Raw genomic sequence first — 22,010 nt, 5'->3', positions numbered from 1 at the left:
GCGAAACCCAAGCATCATATGCAGCACAACGCAATACGTCGAGAGCTGAAAGTCATCTTTATGCGACGCAGAAACATTTTTTTGCGTTTTTATCGCCTGATGCAGGTAATGAATGGAATGCTCCTCACTTCAGCAGCCATTTTCTGTCCTCACAGCAAGCCCTTTCCAGAGTCTTCCTGGCTCCTGGATGGAAGTAGTAGCGGATCCGGTTGTAAGAATTTATGCAGCGGCCACCGCAGCCTGAAATAAAAAAACCTGCCCAGTGGCAGGTTGGCGATAGCGTGCTTTTATAAACAGGAAGAATTTAACTCTGTATCCTGCGGAAGAATTGCTCAGTCGATTCCCGGACGTGCTCGTCAGGATTCTCGGCAATATCCCCCTCTCCTGAAGAATGTCGAACATAGCTACTTTTTTGCCCGTGAAGCAAGGCAGGAGAAGAACCTGCATAGCCTGCAACTGAGAAAAAAGACAGAAACAGTAGAAACCATGCAGTTCTCAGCGTCTTACTCATCATTCATAATCCGTATGTGGTGGGTATTCAAAAACATAGTGGCGGAATGAAAGTAAAATGCTGTATGCAATATTTAAACGTATCCAGGAAGCTATGAACAATTACGTGGATTGAAACGTAATAATAAACACAGCATACACTAGCGGGTGCTTAATATTTTAACGTTCATGACTGTGTATTATGAAGAGAAAGGGTTGCTTACACACCTGACCAACAGAACTTAACTGCGCTGTTTTTTTATTTTGCTTTACAGAAGAGATAGCCAAACGCTGAAAATAAATAACCCTGCCAGATTGGCAAGGTTATCTTGTTAAACCTGGGCCGCCATCGAGGGCTCGAACCCCGACCCTACTTCCTGATAAAGCAATGCTCTAACCATGCTGAGCTAATGGCGGACGGGAGTACTTATATTGCGAAAACATTCCCTGCGGACGGGCCTTTTTGCCCATCTTCAATGGTGAATTCGACTTTCTGACCTTCATTCAGCGTCTTAAAACCGCCGCTCTGGATAGCAGAAAAATGCACGAATACATCTTTGCTGCCATTGTCAGGCGTGATGAAACCAAACCCTTTGGACTCATTAAACCATTTTACTAAACCAGTCATTTTGTTAGACATAAATATTTCCTCAATATACAAGAGCCTTTCGGCGAAAAGGGTTTTCGCACAGAATTAAATTTTTAACGATAAGGAGGCTCAAAAAGAAGAATTATCTATGGATAACACTTGTGATGAGAACTGCTTTACTAAACCGCTTTATTACATCTGTGGAACAAACCTACCCCTCATTAATCACACATATATCAACTGATAGCAAGCTTTATTTAAGATTGATAACCCGCGACGCGAGATGTCTTACAGGTAAAACAACGTTCAATGCCAGAGGAAACCCTGTTGACCAGCACCCTGATCGCCGCGGCACAATCGCGCTCTCACCGGCAGGGTTGACAGGCCGTTCCCCCATCTGTGCGCCAGAGTGACAGGATGTTTTTTGCAGGATTAGCCCCCGCAAAGCCAGGAGTGCTACTTACGGGAAAATAGTAGGCTGCATTTCAGTGTATTTTTCCGTGATAGTGCAAGGTAGCGGTAAATCGGTTATCACAAACATGACAGATGCGCTTTTTGTTCGCAGTGTTCGGCTGCTGGAGAGCAATGCGTTGAAAAATCAGCCAATAAATCCTTTCGAACGTATTGTGTTGATGAAGAAAGTAAAACCGGATCCCCCGAACGGAACGAATTCATTCACATGATAAATACAGCCCAGACACATCAGATCAAATATCTATGTTCTCTGGCTGTTTATACTGGATAAAGGCATGGCGAGCATATTGACCGCTGATACTCAATGCCACGTACGCGTATACAGGGTTGCATGACCTTGCTGATGGGCGACAACGTCCTGGGAAGCGAGATTAATGAGCACAATGCTGATCGGCCAGACAGACTAAATTAAAAATGGCTTTCTTCTGCCCTGCGTGGAAAGCGTCAGCGCACAACTTGTTGTAAATCTTATAATTAAGTAATGAGAGCATTCATATGATCACGATTGACGGTAATGGCGCAGTGGCCTCGGTGGCCTTTCGTACCAGTGAAGTTATCGCCATATATCCCATCACTCCCAGTTCAACGATGGCTGAGCAGGCTGATGCCTGGGCCGGTAACGGTCTGAAGAATGTCTGGGGCGACACGCCCCGCGTTGTTGAAATGCAGTCGGAAGCCGGGGCTATTGCTGCTGTCCACGGCGCACTGCAAACCGGGGCACTCTCAACCTCATTTACCTCATCGCAGGGGCTACTGCTGATGATCCCGACGCTGTACAAACTGGCCGGGCAATTGACGCCCTTTGTACTGCACGTCGCAGCACGTACCGTGGCTACCCATGCTCTCTCCATTTTTGGCGATCACTCCGATGTGATGGCGGTGCGCCAGACCGGCTGCGCCATGCTCGCTGCGGGTAGCGTGCAGGAAGCGCAGGATTTCGCGCTGATTTCGCATATTGCTACGCTGAAAAGCCGCGTGCCGTTCATTCACTTTTTTGATGGTTTCCGTACTTCGCACGAAATCAACAAGATTACGCCGCTGGCGGACGACACTATCCGCAATTTGCTGCCACAGCAGGAGATTGACGAACACCGCGCCCGCGCACTGAACCCGGAGCATCCGGTTATTCGCGGTACATCGGCTAACCCGGATACTTACTTCCAGTCTCGTGAGGCGACCAACCCGTGGTACAACGCGGTCTACGCTCACGTCGAACAGGCAATGAACGATTTTGCCGAAGCGACCGGGCGCAGCTACAAACCGTTCGAATACTATGGCCATCCGCAGGCCGATCGCGTGATTGTGCTGATGGGGTCAGCGATAGGTACCTGCGAAGAGGTGGTGGATGAGTTGCTGACGCGCGGCGAGAAAGTCGGCGTGCTGAAAGTTCGCCTCTATCGCCCGTTTAGCGCCGCGCATCTGCTGGCGGTCTTGCCGGAAAGCGCGCGTACTGTCGCTGTGCTCGATCGCACCAAAGAACCAGGCGCGCTGGCGGAACCACTTTATCTTGATGTGATGACCGCTCTGGCGGAAGCCTTTAATCACGGTGAACGCGAAACCCTGCCGCGAGTGATTGGCGGGCGCTATGGTTTATCCTCCAAAGAGTTTGGCCCGGAATGCGTGCTGGCGGTGTTTAACGAGCTACGCGCGGCAAAGCCCAGACCGCGTTTTACCGTCGGGATCTACGACGACGTTACCAATCTCTCGCTGCCGCTGCCGGAAAACACCCTGCCATCGCACGCGAAACTGGAAGCGCTATTTTACGGGCTGGGCAGCGATGGCAGCGTCTCGGCGACCAAAAACAATATCAAGATTATTGGTAACTCCACGCCGTGGTATGCGCAGGGTTATTTTGTCTATGACTCGAAAAAAGCGGGCGGCCTGACAGTTTCGCATTTGCGCGTCAGCGAAAGACCCATAAATTCCGCGTATCTGGTTTCGCAGGCGGATTTTGTCGGTTGCCATCAGTTGCAGTTTATCGATAAGTACCAAATGGCCGAACGGCTGAAGCCTGGCGGTATTTTCCTGCTCAATACGCCCTACAGCGCAGAGGAAGTGTGGTCGCGGCTGCCGCAGGAAGTTCAGGCGGTGCTGAATCAGAAAAAAGCCCGTTTCTTTGTGGTTAACGCGGCGAAAATCGCCCGCGAATGCAGCCTCGGCGCGCGTATTAACACCGTTATGCAGATGGCGTTCTTCCATCTGACAAATATATTGCCGGGCGACAGCGCGCTGGCTGAATTGCAGGGCGCGATCGCCAAAAGCTACAGCAGCAAAGGTCAGGAGCTGGTTGAGCGCAACTGGCAGGCGCTGGCGCTGGCGCGTGAATCACTGTTCGAAGTGCCGCTGGAGCCTGTTAATCCACAAAGCGCGCACCGCCCGCCAGTGGTTTCCGATGCGGCTCCGGATTTTGTTAAAACTGTCACCGCCGCTATGCTGGCGGGCCTTGGCGATGCGCTGCCGGTCTCCGCCCTGCCGCCTGACGGCACCTGGCCGGTTGGCACTACCCGCTGGGAGAAACGCAATATCGCTGAAGAGATCCCCATCTGGAAAGAAGATCTCTGTACCCAGTGTAACCACTGTGTTGCTGCCTGCCCGCATTCGGCGATCCGCGCGAAAGTGGTTTCTCCGGCGGCGATGGAAGAGGCTCCCGATACGCTCCATTCACTGGACGTGAAATCGCGCGATATGCGCGGGCAGAAATACGTCTTGCAGGTCGCACCGGAGGATTGCACCGGCTGTAATCTGTGTGTTGAAGTCTGCCCGGCGAAAGATCGTCAGAACCCGGATATCAAGGCCATCAATATGATGTCGCGCCTTGAACATGTGGAAGAAGAAAAAGTGAATTATGACTTCTTCCTCGGTCTGCCGGAGATCGATCGCAGCACGCTGGAGCGCATTGATATTCGTACTTCGCAACTGATCACCCCGCTGTTTGAATATTCCGGTGCGTGTTCCGGCTGCGGTGAAACGCCGTACATCAAACTCCTGACCCAGTTGTATGGCGACCGGATGATGATTGCCAACGCTACCGGGTGCTCATCCATTTACGGCGGTAATCTGCCTTCAACGCCGTATACCACAGATGCCAACGGGCGCGGGCCAGCGTGGGCGAACTCGCTGTTTGAGGATAACGCCGAGTTTGGCCTCGGCTTCCGTCTCAGTGTCGATCAGCACCGACAGCGTGTGATGCGTCTGGTGAAGCAATTTGCCGACCATATTCCGGCGGAACTGCTTGCCGCACTTCATCAGGAGGCCTCGCCGGACCTTCGCCGCGAGCAGGTTGCCGAACTGCGCAACGCGCTGGCCAATGTTGAGGGTGCACAGCAACTTCTGACCGATGCCGATGCGCTGGTTGAGAAATCGATCTGGCTGATTGGCGGCGATGGCTGGGCCTATGACATTGGTTTCGGTGGGCTGGATCATGTGATGAGTCTGACCGAAAACGTCAATATTCTGGTGCTCGATACCCAGTGCTACTCCAACACCGGCGGCCAGGCATCAAAAGCCACGCCGCTGGGCGCGGTGACCAAATTTGGCGAACACGGTAAACGTAAAGCGCGTAAAGATCTGGGCGTCAGCATGATGATGTACGGACATGTTTATGTGGCGCAAATCTCCCTTGGCGCACAGTTGAACCAGACTGTGAAAGCCATTCAGGAGGCGGAAGCCTATCCGGGGCCATCGCTGATCATCGCTTACAGCCCGTGTGAAGAGCATGGCTACGACCTGGCGCTGAGCCACGATCAGATGCGTCAGCTAACCGCCACCGGCTTCTGGCCGCTTTACCGTTACGATCCACGCCGCGAAGAAGAAGGCAAAATCCCGCTGGCGCTGGATTCACGTCCGCCGTCTGACGCGCTGGCGGAAACCCTGCTCAATGAGCAGCGCTTCCGCCGTCTGAATGCGCAGCAGCCGGAAGTGGCAGAGCAATTGTGGAAAGATGCCGCCGCCGACCTGCAAAAACGCTATGACTTCCTCGCGCAACTGGCCGGAAAAGCAGAGAAAAACCCGACAGAGTAAGCGAACTGCCTAAAAAGCCACCGGTTAACGCCGGTGGCTTTTTTAACGCATGGATTTCGCATGACACCATCCGCAAGCTGCGTTAATAATCAGTTTTCCCGGGCGGCAAGGAGCGAACAGCATGCGACATCATCCCGTAACCTCATCACGCATTTCATCCATTGGTTATGACAGCCGCAGCCTCACGCTCGAAATCTGTTTTCACGATAAAAGCATTTATCAATATCAGAACGTTCCGGAGCGGATCTTTACGGTGTTTCTGACCGTCGTCTCGAAAGGCCGCTTTTATGATGGCGTGGTCAAAGGGAAATTCCCCGAAAAAAAAGTCGCCTGAACAGGTAGCTGCCCGCCGTTCTTCTAATCTGTCAGGATAAGGTTTTTCACCCTTATAACGGAAACCACGATGTCAAAAAATAGCCCTTCCACGCCCTATTACGCCGTGATTTTTACCTCCGTGCGCACCGCGGTTGATGACGGTTATGGCGCAATGTCCGATCGCATGATGGAACTGGCGGTTAACCAGCCAGGTTTTCTCGGTGTCGAATCCGCACGCGAGGAAGTGGGAATTACCGTCTCATACTGGGAGTCGCTTGATGCGATTAAAAACTGGAAAGCAAACGCGGAGCACGTGCTGGCGCAAAAAAGCGGACGGGAAAAGTGGTATCACTCCTTCACCACGCGCATCTGCCGGGTTGAAAAAGAGTATTCGTTTCAGATGCAGGAGTGAGCGTAATTAATTGTGAGCCACATAATCTTCTGCTGCGTAAGATTCAGGCGTGCTGCCCTTGTGCCGCCTGGGCAACATCCCGCAGCAAATCCGCACACTTGATCACTCAAAATGAAAAATGCCTCCGCGGCAAATCATTGCTACAATCCAGCCCTAATAGCGTATGTCTGTCAGCGGTGCCTTGCCGGCTGGCGCTAAAAACCGGAATTGAGCCTTTTTCATGTCGCAAAATCAAGAAATTAGCAAAAAAGAGCAGTACAACCTGAATAAACTGCAAAAACGTCTGCGCCGTAACGTCGGCGAAGCCATTGCCGACTTCAATATGATTGAAGAAGGCGACCGCATCATGGTCTGTCTTTCCGGCGGCAAAGACAGCTACACGATGCTGGAAATTCTGCGTAACCTGCAACAAAGCGCGCCGGTCAATTTTTCGCTGGTGGCAGTCAACCTCGACCAGAAACAACCGGGTTTCCCGGAGCATATTCTGCCGCAGTATCTGGATTCGCTCGGCGTTGAGTACAAAATCGTGGAAGAGAACACTTACGGCATTGTGAAAGAGAAGATCCCGGAAGGCAAAACCACCTGTTCTCTCTGTTCACGCCTGCGTCGTGGAATTCTCTATCGTACGGCGAGCGAACTGGGCGCGACCAAGATTGCGCTGGGCCATCACCGCGATGACATCCTGCAAACGCTGTTTTTGAATATGTTCTACGGCGGGAAAATGAAAGGCATGCCGCCGAAGCTGATGAGCGATGACGGCAAGCACATTGTGATCCGCCCGCTGGCTTACTGCCGTGAAAAAGATATTGAGCGTTTCTCAGAAGCGAAAGGTTTCCCGATCATTCCGTGCAACCTTTGTGGTTCGCAGCCGAACCTGCAACGCCAGGTGATTGCCGATATGCTGCGTGACTGGGACAAACGTTATCCGGGGCGCATCGAAACCATGTTCAGCGCCATGCAGAACGTGGTGCCGTCGCATCTCAGCGATGTCAACCTGTTTGATTTCAAAGGCATTACGCACGGCTCGGAAGTGGTCAACGGCGGCGATCTGGCGTTTGACCGCGAAGAGATCCCGTTGCAGCCGGCTGGCTGGCAGCCGGAAGAAGATGACGCGCAGCTCGATGAACTGCGTCTTAACGTCATTGAAGTGAAATAAATCACCGCCTCTCTGCTGCGTGCAGAGAGGCGGATTTTACAACAGCCGTACGCGGCAGCTTTTGCCTTTAATCTTCCCGTTCTGTAACTGCTTCCACGCCTCACGCGCCACGCTCCGGCGAACAGCCACATACACATGCGACGGATGCACGGTGATTTTACCGATGTCCGCGCCATCCAGCCCCATATCGCCGGTCAGCGCGCCCAGCACATCGCCGGGACGCATTTTGGCTTTTTTACCGCCGTCAATGCACAGCGTGGCCATTTCTGCTTCCAGCGGCACCACTTTGACGTTAGCCGGTGCGTTGTACCAGTTCAGCTTCAGTTGCAGCATTTCCGCGAGAATGTTGGCGCGCTGCGCCTCTTCCGGCGCACAGAAACTGATGGCAAGGCCGCTCTTACCGGCGCGCGCGGTACGTCCGATACGGTGCACGTGTACTTCCGGATCCCACGCCAGCTCGTAGTTCACCACCAGCTCCAGCGATTTAATGTCGAGACCACGCGCAGCGACATCGGTCGCTACCAGCACGCGTGCGCTACCATTGGCAAAACGCACCAGCGTTTGATCGCGGTCGCGCTGTTCCAGATCGCCATGCAGCGCCAGTGCGTTCTGCCCCGCGGCGTTCAGCGCATCGCACACCTCCTGACAATCTTTTTTGGTATTACAGAACACCACACAGGAAGCCGGACGGTGCTCGCTTAAGAGCTTTTGCAACAACGCGGCTTTGCCCTGACGGGAAACCTCAAAGAACTGCTGTTCAACGGCGGGCAGCGCATCGACGCTATCGATTTCAATGGTTTCCGGGTCGCGCTGGACGCGGCCACTGATGGCGGCAATCGCTTCCGGCCAGGTGGCTGAAAACAGCAGGGTCTGCCGTGAGGCAGGCGCAAAACGGATAACGTCATCAATCGCCTCGCTGAATCCCATGTCGAGCATACGATCGGCTTCGTCCATCACCAGCGTTTGCAGGCTATCCAGGGTAACGGTGTTTTTTTGCAGGTGATCGAGCAAACGCCCCGGCGTGGCAACAATAATGTGCGGCGCATGCTGTAATGAATCGCGCTGCGCGCCAAATGGCTGGCCGCCGCAGAGAGTCAGCACTTTGATATTGGGCATATAGCGTGCCAGGCGGCGTAACTCGCTGGCGACCTGATCGGCCAGCTCACGCGTCGGGCATAAAACCAGCGACTGCGTCTGAAAACGGCTGGCATCAATATGTTGCAATAAGCCCAGCCCAAACGCCGCTGTTTTGCCACTGCCTGTTTTTGCCTGCACGCGAACATCTTTTCCGGCGAGAATGGCAGGCAGTGCAGCAGCCTGGACGGGAGTCATAGAGAGATAGCCCAGATCCTTAAGATTCTCGATCTGGGCGGCGGGCAAAGCATTTAAGGTTGAAAAAGCGGTCACAGTAAAGTCTCGCGATAAAAAGGCTGAGATCAGCAGGCGCGTATCCTCTCAGATCTGCCCTGTTTTCGCGACATCTTAATGGGTTCTTCATCCGGCGGTGGGTCCGGCATCGGTTGCGGATGTGGAATAGGATCGGGAATCGGGATCGGATCGGTCGGAACCGGATCGCTGAGATATGAGGAATTGCGTGTAGTCATCATCGCCTCCTTTACGTGAGATACCTGTTAAGGGTAGACGCAGGTAAAAAAGAGGCAAAAAAAAGCCGACTCATTAAGTCGGCGTCGTACGAATCAATTGTGCTATGCAGTAATTCAAAAAAGGAAGTAAGACAATATGGAGCGCAACGCCCATCGCTTGACGTTGCATTCACCTGCGAGGGAAATATTGCCCTGAATAGGTATTGTGTTTATTGACCTCGCTCAAATTATCTGGCGTTTTTATGTTCAAAAAATGTTAAAAAAGTGAAATTTTACAGCCAGTTACTACGATGCAACCACCAGGTAACACCGCCGATCAGTACCACCAACATCACACAGAAGATTGAAAAGCCAAATTGCCAGCCGCCGCCTGGAATGCCGCCCAGATTGACGCCAAACAAGCCGGTAAGAAAGGTGCTCGGCAGAAAAACCATTGCCATCAACGACATGGTATAAGTGCGTCGCGCCAGCGACTCCTGCATCACCTGTGTGATCTCATCGGTCATCACCGCCGTACGTGCAATGCAGGCATCGATCTCATCCAGGCCGCGCCCGAGACGATCGGCGATATCCTGCATCCGACGGCGCTGATCGTCGCTCATCCACGCCAGGCGTTCACTGGCCAGCCGGGAAAAGACATCGCGCTGCGGCGCCATATAGCGGCGCATAACAATGAGCTGTTTACGCAGCAGCGCCAGAATTCCCCGCGGCGGAATTTGCTGATCGAGCAGGTTATCTTCCAGATCGATTATCCTGTCGTGCAAGGATTCAATAAATTCGCTGGCGTGATCGGTCAACGCATCGCAAACATCCACCAGCCAGGCGCCGGTATCCGTCGGACCGGAACCCTCTTCCAGATCCCTGACCACATCATCCAGCGCCATGACCTTACGTTGACGCGTAGAGACAATCATCCGCGAATCCATGTATAACCGCACGGCCACGAGCTGGTCGGGGCGTTCATCGGTGCTGCCATTAATACAGCGCAGCGTAATTAACGTTCCCTCGCCCAGCCGGTTGACGCGCGGACGCGTACTTTCGCCGGAAAGCGCATCACGCGCGCTGTTCGGCAGCAATGGCGTGGAGGCCAGCCATTGTGCGCTCTCCTGATTGGTGTAATTCAAATGCACCCAGCACGGTGTTTGCTCAGTAATCGTGTCATTATCTTCGAGCGGCTTAACGCCGCCTTTCCCATCCAGCCGCCACGCAAAAACCGCATCCGGGACATTCACACCGGAGCCTTTTAGTACTTCCACAGCGCCTCCAAAATCAGCAAGGTATTGCTGTCAGTCTAGCCGGATGAGAATCTTAAGCAATCATCACGCTGAATTTGTTAACAAATTCATGCACACTGCAAATAAAAGACCCGGTTTCCCGGGCCTTGTTGTGCAGTGCGAATATCTTCAGAAGGAGTGCCAGTAATTTTCCTGGTTACGCAAAATCGGCGTTTTGACGCGCTGGCGCTGTTTTTCCGGCGGCAACGCGATCTCTGCAGCCATTTGTGCTACCGGAGCGCCCTCGATGAGACGGAATTTACCGGTCCGTTTTTGTAACTCCTCGACCTGATGTTTCAGCACGTCAGAGGAACCGGCGAGTTCATCAACCGTGGTGACGTTGCTCTGTGTCACTTTTTCCAGCTCCGCCAACGCCAGGGTGATCTGCGAAATGCCTTTTTCCTGTTGCAACGTCGTGACCGCAATTTCATCCATCAACTTACTGACCACGCTCGCGCCAGAAACAATATCATGCATGTTTTGTTCTGCTTCGTTCACCACCGTCGCCCCCTGCGTCACGTTATCTGTCGTTTCGGCAATCAGGGATTTGATATTTTTCGCCGCCTCAGCGCTGCGATGCGCAAGGCTACGCACCTCACCGGCCACCACGGAGAACCCCTTCCCGTGATCGCCTGCCCGCGCCGCCTCTACCGCCGCATTGAGCGCCAGAATATTGGTCTGAAAAGCGATACCGTCAATAATCGAAATAATCTCCGTCATCTGATTGGCGCATTCAGTAATTGACTGCATATTTTTCGCGACCTGCCCCATTAAATCCCCACCTTTTAACGCACAGCTTGTCGCCTCTTTCGCGCGGGAGCTGGCGATACGCGTATTGTCAGCATTGTTTTTGGTGCTGGAAGCCATCTGTTCCATGCTGGAGGCGGTCTGTACCAGCGCGGCAGATTGCTCCTCGGTTTTAACCGAGAGGTCAGCGCTGCGCGTGGCCAGTTCAGCCGAAAGATTGAGGGCAGAATCTGAAGAGGAGCGAATTTCTCTGACTAAATTAGCGATGCTGGCACAAAGTGAGTTGATTCCGGGTATTAAGCGACCGGCGCAGTTATTTCCAAATTCAGGAATAACAATTGAAAGATTTCCTGAGGTTACTTCTTCTATGCTTTTTTTAACGGTATTAATCGGCGTCACTAAATATTGCGTCATATACAGCCAAAGTAATGTGAGCGAAGCAATTGAAACGACTGAGGTAGTCATAAGTAGGGTGACATTTTTTGAGAGAAGGATCACCAAAACTTCCATGAGAATAAAAGAGGAGAGCAAAAATAAAATAATAAAAGTCCTTACACTAATATGCCTTAACATAGTGACACCCACCAAACCGCGGAAGAAGGTAAGATCGTTATAGCATCCGGAATATACTTTTACACGGCGAAATTGATACTGCGCAATGTTCACGGCTAAATGACATTAATTTCGATTAAGTCATAGCACTCATCTACATACCAACATCTCACCCAACACAAACAGCCTTATAATGCTCTGAAACCGGAATTCACCACCCAAATATATCATATAAAAACAGCGTCACTCACAGCATATTTCTTAATTTAGTTTTAGCCTTGCTTAAATCACTCATTTTTTTAAGTTCCTGCTGTTAATGTCGATAAATAAAGGATGATCCATGTTTATTAATTTGTCCTTGCAATAATAAACTCAGCGCAACCATTAAATTCATCAGGTTAGTTGCTAAAATTAGTGCCAGGATTACATATCAACTCTTTTGCCTGCGTGGATGATATATGCTCTATGTTTCGTGGGACCCTATTCTGGTCGGCATCTCTTTTTTGGTGGCATTCATTGCCTCATTTGTCGCACTGGATAGCGCAGGTAAAGTGCTGAACTCAGAACCTCGTAGCGCCCTGTTCTGGCGGATTTCTGGTGGAGCCACTTTGGGTATGGGCATCTGGTCAATGCATTTTGTCGGTATGCTGGCGATGAAAATGCCGATAACGATGCATTATGATTTTGAATTAACCACCCTCTCATTTGTTATTGCTTTACTGGCCTCCACGCTGTCGCTCAATATCGCCGTTAGCGGCCATACCTTGCCGATAAAACGCCTGTTTTTCGCCACTCTTGTCCTCGGCAGCGGCGTGGTGTCGATGCATTATATCGGCATGGCGGCAATGATGAGTTTCGTCAGTATTTACTGGAACATACCGCTGGTGGTGCTGTCGCTACTGATTGGCATTGCCAGCGCCTGGGTCGCACTGTGGCTGGCGTTCAGCCTGCGGCAAAATACACATGGCGTCTTTATTAATCGCGTTTTTGCCTCACTGGTGATGGGTATTGCCATTTGCGCCATGCACTATAGCGGCATGAGTGCCGCAACCTTCAGTAATGATGGGCTCGGCATTATCGTGCGTAGCGATGCGATACATATCATGAGCCGCGGCGTCGGTGAGCAAGAGTTGTCGCTGTGGGTTGCCACGACAACGCTGGTGATTTTTGGCATCATGCTGTTTATCTCGATGATCGATTCTCAATTGCGGACAGCACGCCTGACCGACAGTCTGCGCCAGTTAAACCTGCAACTGGAGAAACAGGCGCATTATGATCCCCTCACCGGGCTGGCGAACCGTATCCAGCTCGATATTTTGCTGGATTCCTGCCTGAATCGCGCAGCAGAAGAGCAGACGACCTTCGCGCTAATTTATATGGATCTGGATCGCTTCAAGCTGGTGAATGACGCCTGGGGGCACCATATTGGCGACCGGCTGCTGGTCGCGGTGGCAGAACGGCTTTCGGCCTGCATTAATGACAAAATGTCACTGGCCAGACTCGGCGGCGACGAATTTACGCTGCTGGTGCCGCAGACCAGCGAGGAAGAAATTGACGCCCTGATTCGCCGCCTGATCGCCACCATTCAGCACCCTTTTTATGAATTAAGCCACGTTATCAATGTATCGCTTAGCGCCGGGGTGAGCTTTTATCCTGAGCACGGTGAAAATGCCCATGAGCTGAAGCTGAAAGCCGACACCGCCATGTACAGCGTTAAGCAGGAAGGTCGCAACGGCTGGGCGATTTATCATACCGGAATGGCGCAAAAAACCGCCGATGCGCCACAGTTCTTGCAAGATTTATCGCAGGCGCTGACGCGCAATCAGTTTGAACTCTGGTATCAGCCGCAATATACCGCGCCCGAACAAACCCTTGCCGGATTCGAAGCCCTTCTGCGCTGGCGTCATCCGCAACAAGGGGTTTTGCTGCCAGCAGCGTTTCTACCGATGCTGGAAAAAACCGGGCTGATTATCTCTGTTGGTCAGTGGGTGATCGAATCGGCCTGTCGCCAGTTACATTACTGGAATACGCAGGGGTTCCCCAATCTGAAACTGGCGATCAATCTCTCGCCCAGCCAGTTTGAAAAACATGATATTTATGAACAGGTTACCGATGCTTTGGCCCGTTACCATGTCAACCCGACCCATCTGACGCTGGAAATCACCGAGAACGCCGCGCTGAAAAACCTTGAGCGTAGCGTTCATCTGCTGACCCAGTTCGCGCAGTTGGGGATCACGGTGGCGATTGATGATTTTGGTACCGGTTATTCCAATATGCTGATGCTGAAAAAATTGCCTGCCACTGAACTCAAAATTGATAAAAGTTTTGTGAAAGATATTCGCGAAAATAGCCGCAACGTGAAAATCGTCTCGACGATAATCGACATTGCCCACTCGATGAATATGCGTGTGGTCGCCGAAGGAATCGAAACGGCGGAACAGCATGCGCTGCTCACCAATATGGGCTGTGCTTTTTTACAGGGTTTCCTGTTTGCCCGTCCGCAACCCGTCGAGAAGATTTCAGCGCTGCTTAAACATAAATCTTTCGCGTTGTCATTGGAATGTTCAGAGTCGTCACAAAAAAAACCTGCATAAGGTTCTACATTTCATGTGTGTTGCAATAAAGTTAGTAAATTGCCGCAACGTTTGGCCAGCTGCGATATTGCAACCTGCGCGATAAGTGGAGTAGCCATGCTTAAATATCACCTGGATGCGCTGAATGTCCTTTCCACGCCGGTTTGGGTGGTCGCCCCTGACACGGAAACGTTGCTATTTTCTAACACGCAGGCGCAGAAGCTGGCGGCCGGCCGTTCATTGCGTGAAATGCGCAATGGCCTCTTTTCTGCCGTTGCACAGACCAGCCTCGCAATGTATTTACCCTGCCTGCAAAATCACGAAGATGTGGTTGAAATCTGGAGTATTTGCCCTTCCGGTGAAGAGAGCACGATCGGTTGCCGCGCCGTGCTGCGCAAGCTAGAAACTGTCGGCGAAGTGCTTATTTTCGAAGGTATTTCCGGTGGCGCCGCTGCTGCCACGCTCAAAGCCAGCCACTCCTCCTCTTACCGGCCACGCAAGCAAGGGTTCTACGCCCGTTTTTTCTATACGACGTCGGCTCCAATGTTGCTTATCGATCCCGTTCGCGATGGTCTGATCGTGGATGCCAATCTCGCTGCTCTGCGCTTTTATGGTTACGATCATGAAGAGATGTGCCAAAAGCACACATGGGAAATTAACACCATGGGGCGCAACGTCTTGCCGGTGATGTCAGAAATCGCCAGGCTGCCTGGTGGACATAAGCCACTCAATTTTATTCATCAGTTAGCCGATGGTTCAACGCGGCATGTACAAACCTACGCCGGGCCAGTTGAGATATACGGCGAACGGCTGATGTTATGCATTATTCATGATATTACCGAACAGAAGCGGCTTGAGCAGGAGCTGGAATACGCTGCGCACCGCGATGCCCTCACCGGGCTTTTGAACCGCCGTCAGTTTTACCACCTGACAGAGCATATTCTGCCGGCCGTACTCGATTTTTGCGTCATGCTGGTCGATGCCGATCACTTTAAACATATTAACGATCAATTCGGTCATCAGTGCGGGGACGAAGTGCTGCTCGAACTTGCACGCACGCTGGAAGCCAACAGCCGCAGTGGTGACTATGTCTTTCGCTGGGGCGGCGAAGAATTTTTACTGTTGTTGCCGCATACCCGCATAGATACCGCGCTGGGCGTAGCGGAAGCCATCCGCCTGGCGGTAGTGAATATCGCCAGGCCCGGTCTGCCTGGCTTTACTGTCAGTATCGGCGTGGCGCGCCATATGCAAAATGAAAGCCTCGATACTCTGTTCCGTCGCGTTGATGAAGCGCTTTATCGCGCAAAAAATAACGGTCGTAACCGGGTGCTTGCCGCCTGAATAGAGGCAAAAAAAGCGCCCGCTTTCGGGCGCTATGGCGTTATTACGGTATTAATGAATGCCCAACCGCCAGGCAAAATCGATCTCTTCTTTCAATTCTGTATGCGAAAGGGTCAGCAGATCCGCAAACTCCAGCCGGAGTTGTTTGAGTTTTTTGAGGTACTCGGCCGGTGTCATCACACTGCGATCGCGACGCAGATATTCGATAGCCAGTTGGGTTGGGTCTAATTCAGTCTCCATAACGTCCTCTGAGGTAGTAAACACTTTTCTATTATACCACTGAATGCTGTCTGTTTTTTGACCATAATCGTAAAAGAGCTGGGTTTATCCGCGGAAAATGCCGCTCCGGACGACCTTACAAAAAAAGGGGTTGCGCGACTAAATGATAAAGATTATCTTTCTCAATACTGAATAGTTGAGTTAAATACTCAGGTATTCAGTACGACATTGCTCACATTGCTTCCAGTATTTTTCGCCCGCTCAACGTAGCGGGCTTTTTTTGCCAGTACCGGAGAACAACCATTCACATTCCCGCAACGCTCCTTATTTCCTCCATTGTCCCTTCACATTCCTTAAGTAAAATTCTTAACACTCCTGCTAAGACAGGAATCATTCCGTAATCAATGAGTTTCCCCTTACTTCCCGTGACGTAAGGGGATTTTTTTAATGCTTAATAATGTATAGCGTGCGGCTGTATGCGACATCTTCCGGGTTGTTAATCGGGTATCCCTTCAGCCACGGCTTAATTAAGCGCCCATTGGTGTACTGATAAATCGGTGCAATCGGTGCTTTTTCGGCAATAAGATGTTCCGCCGCGTTGTAGTCCACGTTACGCGCTTTGGCGCTGGTTTCCTGCGCCGCCTGTGCAATCACTTTGTCATAGCTTTCATCACTGAAGCGCGAAATATTACTGCTGCTTCCGGACGTCAGTATCGACAGGAACGTGGACGGTTCGTTGTAATCCCCCACCCATGACGCACGGATCACATCAAAATTGCCGCTGTTACGACTGTCGATATAGGTTTTCCACTCCTGGTTTTGCAGCGTCACATCCGCGCCCAGACTCTGTCGCCACATTGAGGCTACCGCGATGGCAATCTTCTGGTGACTTTCCGAGCTGTTATACAGCAACCGAAGTTTAAGCGGCCGCTGCGGGCCGTAACCTGCCGCCTGCAATAGCGTTTTCGCCTGCGCGTTCAATTCTGCCTGGCTCATTGATTCAAACTGAGAACGTTCCGGAGTGAAGCCTGCCGTCACATCCGGCGTTAAACGCCATGCGGGTTTCTCGCCGGTACCCAGCACTTTTTGCGCGATCACCTGGCGGTCGATCGTCATACTCAGCGCCAGACGCACGCGAGGATCGGACGTTGGGCCTTTTTGCGTATTAAATGCGTAGTAATAGGTGCCCAGTTGCGGCGGCGTGTAGACCTGCCCCGGGATATCTTTCAATAATTTCTGGTAGAGGTTTTTCGGGAAAGATTCGGTAATGTCGACGCCATTCGCCAGGTAACGTTTAGTGGCTGCCGACTCCTGGTTGATGGGCATAAACGTCACCTTATCGATCACGGTTTTGCCGTCATCCCAGTAGTGCTTGTTGCGGCTGAGCACCAGCTTTTCGTTCACCACACGATCGCTCAGCACAAACGCACCGTTACCAACTAGATGCCCTGGACGCGTCCAGTCTGCGCCGCTTTCAACATTCGCTTTTTGTACCGGATAGAGCGCGAAACTGGCGGCAAGACTCGGGAACCACGGTACGGGACGAGAGAGTTGCACCCGCAATGTGTGCGCGTCCACCGCGCTAACGCCGAGCTTATCCGGCGTCGCTTTACCCTCGGTAATCTCCTGCGCATTGGCAAGCCCCGCCAACGCCGCAAAGCTGGCAAAAGGCGAGGTCATTTTCGGATCCACCAGACGCTGCCAGCTATAAACGAAATCCTCTGCGGTCACCGGCGAACCATCAGACCAGCGGGCGTTGTCGCGCAGGGTAAAAATCCAGACGCGATTATCATTGCTCTGCCATTTGCTGGCGACGCCGGGAATAATGTTGCCCTTCTCGTCCTGATTCACCAGCCCTTCGAACAGGTCGCGCAGCACCTGAATCTCCGGCAGACCAACGGCTTTTGCGGGATCCAGCGAGGCGGGTTCATCTTTCAGATGACGCACAACTTCCTGCGTTGCCGCCAGTTGCGTACCTGGAGGAACGTCTGCAGCAAACGATACAGAAGAAAAACCGCACAGCCAGAGCGCGCAGCACAGCGTGGAAACTCGATGCGTCATGGGATCCCCTTTTGATGTGTCATTTCCCGGCAATAGAAGTGTAATTATTTGTTTTAGCATAGCGGAATGCAAACCTGGTCAGTCAAAAAATTGATGATGGACAGTAATTTAACCTCCATGGCAAGATTTGCGTCACACCGATTTTTGCTCAACACTTGCTGTAAGCAAATGCCAGAACAGAGGAAGCTTATGCCTGTCACACGTCCACGTCCGCAGCGGGGCCGTTTTGCCCCTGGAAGCGAAGAGTTTGGCCGCTCATTGCTTGGTGCGCCACTGATCTGGTTTCCGGCGCCAGTCGCCACGCGCGAAAGCGGTTTGATCATCGCCGGGACCCACGGTGACGAAAACTCCTCGGTCGTCACGCTTTCCTGCGCCCTGCGCACGCTGAAGTCCGATCTGCGCCATCATCATGTGGTCCTCGCGGTCAATCCGGACGGTTGCCAGCTTGGCCTGCGCGCGAACGCCAACGGCGTCGATCTCAACCGGAATTTTCCTTCTGCCAACTGGAAAGCAGGCGAAACAGTTTATCGCTGGAACAGCGCCGCCGATGAACGGGATGTAGTGTTACTGACCGGTGATGCGCCCGGTTCAGAACCGGAAACGCAAGCGTTATGCCAGTTGATTCATCGCATTCACCCGGCATGGGTGGTGACATTCCATGATCCGCTGGCATGTGTGGAAGATCCGCAGGAAAGCGTGCTTGGCCACTGGTTGTCCGGCGCACTATCCCTGCCGCTGGTCACCAGTGTGGGTTACGAAACACCTGGCTCTTTTGGAAGCTGGTGCGCAGATATCGGTCTGCACTGCATCACCGTTGAGTTTCCGCCGATCTCCGCCGACGAAGCGAGCGAAAAGTACCTCGCGGCGGTGACAGAATTACTGCACTGGGATCCTCAAAGGTGAAGCGTGCCGGTGGTAAAGTGCAGCGCCGGTTCGACATCCACCGCCAGCCACGTCGGGCCATCCAGATCGGCGAAGCGCACACGGTTTGCCAGCGGTAATGCCGCGCTGATGGCGCGCGACGTGCAGATCATGCAGCCCAGCATCAGCGTAAAACCCTGCTTTGCGGCCTCGTCGGCCAGCGCCAGCGCTTCCGTCAGACCGCCGGTTTTATCCAGCTTGATGTTCACCATCTCGTAACGCCCGTGCAATGACGCCAGGCTTTCCCGCGTATGGCAACTCTCATCAGCGCAAATGGGCAACGGGTGGATAAAGTTGGCCAGCATCTCATCGTCCCCGGCGGGAAGCGGTTGTTCCAGCATCGCCACGCCTAAATCCGCCAGCAGCTGACAGCGCGCCGCAAGGCCTTCGGCATGCCACGACTCGTTGGCATCGACAATCAGTGTCGCCGTGGGCGCGGCGGCGCGGATCGCTACCAGCCGCTCACTGATCAAATGATCGTCAAGCTTCACTTTCAGCAACTGAGCGCCCTTCTCGCTGAGCGCCGCCGCGCTGGCTGCCATCTGCTCCGGCGTACCGATCACCACGGTCTGCGCCGTAGTGACATTTTGCGGCAATGTTACGCCTGCATAGTGAGTCAGGGTCTGGTTTGCTTTGCGCGCTGCCAGATCCCAGAGCGCAGAATCCACGGCGTTGCGCGCAGCGCCGGGCGGCAGGAGCGTCTGCAACTCCTCGCGGCTGAGCCGGTTTTCCAGCTGCGGCACAATGGTGAGTATCTGCGCCATGACCGACGCTTCGCTCTCACCGTAACGCGGATACGGCGTACATTCACCGGAGGCTTTAATGCCATCTTCTTCCAGTTCAACCACCACCACGCGCGCTTCGCTGCGGGCGCCGCGCGAGATCACGAACGGAGTGTGCAGCGGCCAGGTTTCCTCATAAACTTTAACGTTGCGCATTCCTCTCTCCTCTGCCGCAATGTAAACCAGTATAGATATGAAAATTGGTTTGCCGTGGTCTCGGCGGATGGCATACACTAGCCCCGACGTTAACTATTTGTAAACAGGAAGATATTATGTCACAACTCGTTCATTTTCAGGGCAACCCGGTTCCCGTTGCAGGCGCAATCCCGCAGGTTGGCGCACAAGCCAAACCGTTTACGCTTGTGGCTAAAGACCTGTCTGACGTCTCTCTCGCGCAGTTCGCGGGCAAACGCAAAGTACTGAACATTTTCCCGAGCATTGATACCGGTGTTTGCGCAGCTTCTGTCCGCAAATTCAACCAGTTAGCTACTGAAATTAGCAACACAGTGGTACTGTGCATTTCTGCCGATCTGCCGTTTGCGCAATCCCGTTTCTGCGGCGCGGAAGGCCTGAGCAATGTGGTTACACTGTCAACGCTGCGCAGCGCTGATTTCCTGGAAAACTACGGCGTGGGTATTTCTGAAGGTGCACTGAAAGGCCTGGCAGCACGCGCTGTCGTAGTACTGGATGAAAACGATAAGGTTATTTTCAGCCAGCTGGTCAATGAAATTACCACTGAGCCGGATTACACCGCAGCACTTGACGTACTGAAAGCCTGATATTTTTCGGCCCGGCAGCGAACGCTGCCGGGTTTTCTTTACTCTTCGCTTTTCTTCTGGCTTAAACCATATTCCCGCAGCTTATTGGCAATCGCGGTGTGCGATACGCCAAGCCTGCGCGCCAGTTTACGCGTACTGGGATAGTTGCGATAAAGCTGCGTCAGCACTGAACGCTCAAACCGACTGGTGATCTCATCCAGCGAACCTTCCATGGCATCTTCACCCACGGTAACACTGGCCGCGTCGTAATCCGGCAACAGAATATCCTGCGCGCGCAGTTCATAGCCTTCCAGTTGCGTTAACGCGCGATAAATGGCGTTTTTCAACTGGCGGACATTGCCCGGCCAGCTATAGCGGTTCAGCAGCGGCGGCAGATCCTGTGATAATTTCGGCCGTGGTACGCCCTGCTCATCGGCGAAACGGGCAACGAACAGTTCCGTCAGCGGCATGATGTCCTGCGGACGTTCGCGCAGCGGCGGCAAATTCAGCGTCAGGACATTCAAACGATAATAGAGATCCTCGCGAAACAGCCCTTTCTGTACCAACTCCACCAGGTTACGTTGCGTGGCGCAAATCACTCTGACATCAACATGTACTTCATGATCTTCACCAACGCGGCGGAAAGTACCGTCGTTGAGGAAACGCAGCAGTTTGACCTGCATACGCGGCGACATTTCGCCAATTTCATCCAGCAGTACCGAGCCGCCGTTCGCCTGTTCAAAAAAGCCTTTTTTCCCTTCTGGCGCATGACCGAAAAGTTCGCTTTCGACCGATTCTTCCGGGATCGATGCACAGTTCAGCGCCAGATACGGCTTCGTCGCTCGCGGACTGGCAAGGTGACAGGCATGCGCCAGCAAATCTTTCCCTGTGCCGGTATCGCCGGTAATCAACAGCGGTGCGGTCAGCGTCGCCAGTTTGCGCGCCTGCTCGACGACATGCTTCATTTTCTGGCTGGCAGCGACAATCTGACTGAAGGTGCTGATATCCTGCGGGTTAATATTCTGTAACTGACGTCCCATGCGCACGGTGGAACGTAGCATAACGACGGCGCCGGTCAGCATCGGTTCGCCGGTTTCTCCTTCCAGATGCACCGGGGTAATTTCCATCAGGAAGTTTTGTCCACCGATCACCACATGTTCGCTATGCGAGTTACGCGGGTTCCCCTCCAGCCAGCGCTGGAAGTTAAAACCGGGGATCAGTTGTGCGGCATTGTGGTTGCGTAATTTATCGATATCTTGCGTGAAAAGCTGGCAACTGGCCGGGTTTGCCAGCTCAATTTTACTTTTCATGTCCAGCGACAGTACCGGCTCCGGCAGTGCTTCCAGCAGCGCGCTCAGGGCGCGGTGCTCACGCTCAGAAGGCATCCACGATACGGTGCGAACGTCGGTAACGCCGGGAATGCGACGAATTTCGGCCATCAGGCTACTGAATGTATCGAACTGAAGCGCGGCGAAATTGAGGTAAATACGCCCGATCGGGTCAATTTCGATGCCGCGCAAATCAATGCCGCGCAGCACCAGTAAATCGAGCAATTCACGTGTCAGACCAAGACGATCCTCGCAAAAGACTTCAAGACGCATGGGAATAACCACCCTTTTTTCATTCACGTAATAAAAGGATGATAAGACACTTCCAGGCTGGCAGGAAGATGTCTGTCAACAAATATTGACAGCCTGCCGGAAAAAGCGGCATTACGCTGTAA

General features: G+C 52.8%; 18 protein-coding genes and 1 tRNA gene. 8 read left to right on the top strand and 11 right to left on the bottom strand.

Annotated elements, in window-relative coordinates; translation table 11 throughout:
• Window positions 1-304 precede the first annotated feature (304 nt).
• The 3 genes from AWR26_RS12255 to cspE form a co-directional block, all read right to left on the bottom strand.
• Complete coding sequence (locus tag AWR26_RS12255) at window positions 305-514, bottom strand: hypothetical protein (protein ID WP_139227891.1); 210 nt, start codon at window positions 512-514, stop codon at window positions 305-307.
• 314 nt (window positions 515-828) lie between these two features.
• Window positions 829-906: transfer RNA gene (locus tag AWR26_RS12250), tRNA-Asp, on the bottom strand.
• A 10-nt stretch (window positions 907-916) separates the two neighbouring features.
• Window positions 917-1,129: a transcription antiterminator/RNA stability regulator CspE gene (gene cspE / locus AWR26_RS12245; protein WP_043953526.1), complete on the bottom strand. Its 213-nt coding sequence runs from the start codon at window positions 1,127-1,129 to the stop codon at window positions 917-919.
• A 918-nt stretch (window positions 1,130-2,047) separates the two neighbouring features.
• Here cspE and nifJ point away from each other — a divergent pair.
• The 4 genes from nifJ (at window position 2,048) to ttcA (ending at window position 7,455) form a co-directional block, all read left to right on the top strand.
• Window positions 2,048-5,572, top strand: coding sequence for a pyruvate:ferredoxin (flavodoxin) oxidoreductase (nifJ, locus tag AWR26_RS12240; RefSeq protein ID WP_064566131.1), 3,525 nt, complete (start codon window positions 2,048-2,050; stop codon window positions 5,570-5,572).
• Window positions 5,573-5,693: 121 nt separating this feature from the next.
• Window positions 5,694-5,906, top strand: coding sequence for a KTSC domain-containing protein (locus AWR26_RS12235; protein ID WP_007371979.1), 213 nt, complete (start codon window positions 5,694-5,696; stop codon window positions 5,904-5,906).
• A 69-nt stretch (window positions 5,907-5,975) separates the two neighbouring features.
• Window positions 5,976-6,299, top strand: coding sequence for an antibiotic biosynthesis monooxygenase family protein (locus AWR26_RS12230; protein ID WP_064566129.1), 324 nt, complete (start codon window positions 5,976-5,978; stop codon window positions 6,297-6,299).
• A 220-nt stretch (window positions 6,300-6,519) separates the two neighbouring features.
• Complete coding sequence (gene ttcA, locus AWR26_RS12225) at window positions 6,520-7,455, top strand: tRNA 2-thiocytidine(32) synthetase TtcA (RefSeq protein WP_064566127.1); 936 nt, start codon at window positions 6,520-6,522, stop codon at window positions 7,453-7,455.
• Window positions 7,456-7,491: 36 nt separating this feature from the next.
• On the opposite strand, the gene dbpA is transcribed toward ttcA, so the two are convergent.
• The 4 genes from dbpA to AWR26_RS12210 form a co-directional block, all read right to left on the bottom strand.
• Window positions 7,492-8,862: an ATP-dependent RNA helicase DbpA gene (dbpA, locus tag AWR26_RS12220; RefSeq protein WP_064566125.1), complete on the bottom strand. Its 1,371-nt coding sequence runs from the start codon at window positions 8,860-8,862 to the stop codon at window positions 7,492-7,494.
• Window positions 8,863-8,891: 29 nt separating this feature from the next.
• Complete coding sequence (gene ynaL, locus AWR26_RS25955) at window positions 8,892-9,062, bottom strand: proline-rich small protein YnaL (protein ID WP_455428493.1); 171 nt, start codon at window positions 9,060-9,062, stop codon at window positions 8,892-8,894.
• 269 nt (window positions 9,063-9,331) lie between these two features.
• Entirely contained in the window at window positions 9,332-10,315 is a 984-nt protein-coding gene (gene zntB / locus AWR26_RS12215; protein WP_064566123.1) for a zinc transporter ZntB, read from the bottom strand.
• Window positions 10,316-10,462: 147 nt separating this feature from the next.
• Window positions 10,463-11,653, bottom strand: a complete 1,191-nt coding sequence (locus AWR26_RS12210; protein ID WP_064566121.1) for a methyl-accepting chemotaxis protein — start codon at window positions 11,651-11,653, stop codon at window positions 10,463-10,465.
• A gap of 437 nt (window positions 11,654-12,090) precedes the next feature.
• Here AWR26_RS12210 and AWR26_RS12205 point away from each other — a divergent pair, with 437 nt between their 5' ends.
• Together AWR26_RS12205 and AWR26_RS12200 are read left to right on the top strand one after the other, a co-directional pair.
• On the top strand, window positions 12,091-14,226 hold the full coding sequence (locus tag AWR26_RS12205; RefSeq protein ID WP_064566119.1) for a putative bifunctional diguanylate cyclase/phosphodiesterase: 2,136 nt from the start codon (window positions 12,091-12,093) through the stop codon (window positions 14,224-14,226).
• 96 nt (window positions 14,227-14,322) lie between these two features.
• Window positions 14,323-15,546 (top strand): GGDEF domain-containing protein, encoded by a 1,224-nt coding sequence (locus AWR26_RS12200; RefSeq protein WP_064566117.1) that lies wholly within the window; start codon window positions 14,323-14,325, stop codon window positions 15,544-15,546.
• Window positions 15,547-15,597: 51 nt separating this feature from the next.
• On the opposite strand, the gene AWR26_RS12195 is transcribed toward AWR26_RS12200, so the two are convergent.
• Window positions 15,598-15,786, bottom strand: a complete 189-nt coding sequence (locus tag AWR26_RS12195; RefSeq protein WP_064566115.1) for a YdiH family protein — start codon at window positions 15,784-15,786, stop codon at window positions 15,598-15,600.
• 423 nt (window positions 15,787-16,209) lie between these two features.
• Window positions 16,210-17,826: a peptide ABC transporter substrate-binding protein gene (locus AWR26_RS12190; protein WP_064566113.1), complete on the bottom strand. Its 1,617-nt coding sequence runs from the start codon at window positions 17,824-17,826 to the stop codon at window positions 16,210-16,212.
• Between the two features lie 189 nt (window positions 17,827-18,015).
• Here AWR26_RS12190 and mpaA point away from each other — a divergent pair, with 189 nt between their 5' ends.
• On the top strand, window positions 18,016-18,729 hold the full coding sequence (mpaA, locus tag AWR26_RS12185) for a murein tripeptide amidase MpaA (RefSeq protein ID WP_064566111.1): 714 nt from the start codon (window positions 18,016-18,018) through the stop codon (window positions 18,727-18,729).
• Here mpaA and ycjG read toward each other — a convergent pair.
• Window positions 18,720-19,685: an L-Ala-D/L-Glu epimerase gene (gene ycjG, locus AWR26_RS12180; RefSeq protein ID WP_064566109.1), complete on the bottom strand. Its 966-nt coding sequence runs from the start codon at window positions 19,683-19,685 to the stop codon at window positions 18,720-18,722. The two genes, mpaA and ycjG, sit on opposite strands and share 10 nt — an antisense overlap.
• A 116-nt stretch (window positions 19,686-19,801) precedes the next feature.
• Between ycjG and tpx the strand changes: the two genes are divergently transcribed.
• On the top strand, window positions 19,802-20,308 hold the full coding sequence (gene tpx, locus AWR26_RS12175) for a thiol peroxidase (RefSeq protein ID WP_064566107.1): 507 nt from the start codon (window positions 19,802-19,804) through the stop codon (window positions 20,306-20,308).
• 38 nt (window positions 20,309-20,346) lie between these two features.
• Here the strand turns inward: tpx and tyrR are convergent, their stop codons facing one another.
• The gene (gene tyrR / locus AWR26_RS12170; protein ID WP_064566105.1) at window positions 20,347-21,888 is read right to left on the bottom strand and encodes a transcriptional regulator TyrR; all 1,542 of its coding nucleotides are present in this window, start codon (window positions 21,886-21,888) and stop codon (window positions 20,347-20,349) included.
• Window positions 21,889-22,010 lie beyond the last annotated feature (122 nt).

It is taken from the genome of Kosakonia oryzae, from assembly GCF_001658025.2.
Taxonomy (GTDB): domain Bacteria; phylum Pseudomonadota; class Gammaproteobacteria; order Enterobacterales; family Enterobacteriaceae; genus Kosakonia; species Kosakonia oryzae.
This window is presented reverse-complemented; position numbering and strand designations above follow the sequence as displayed.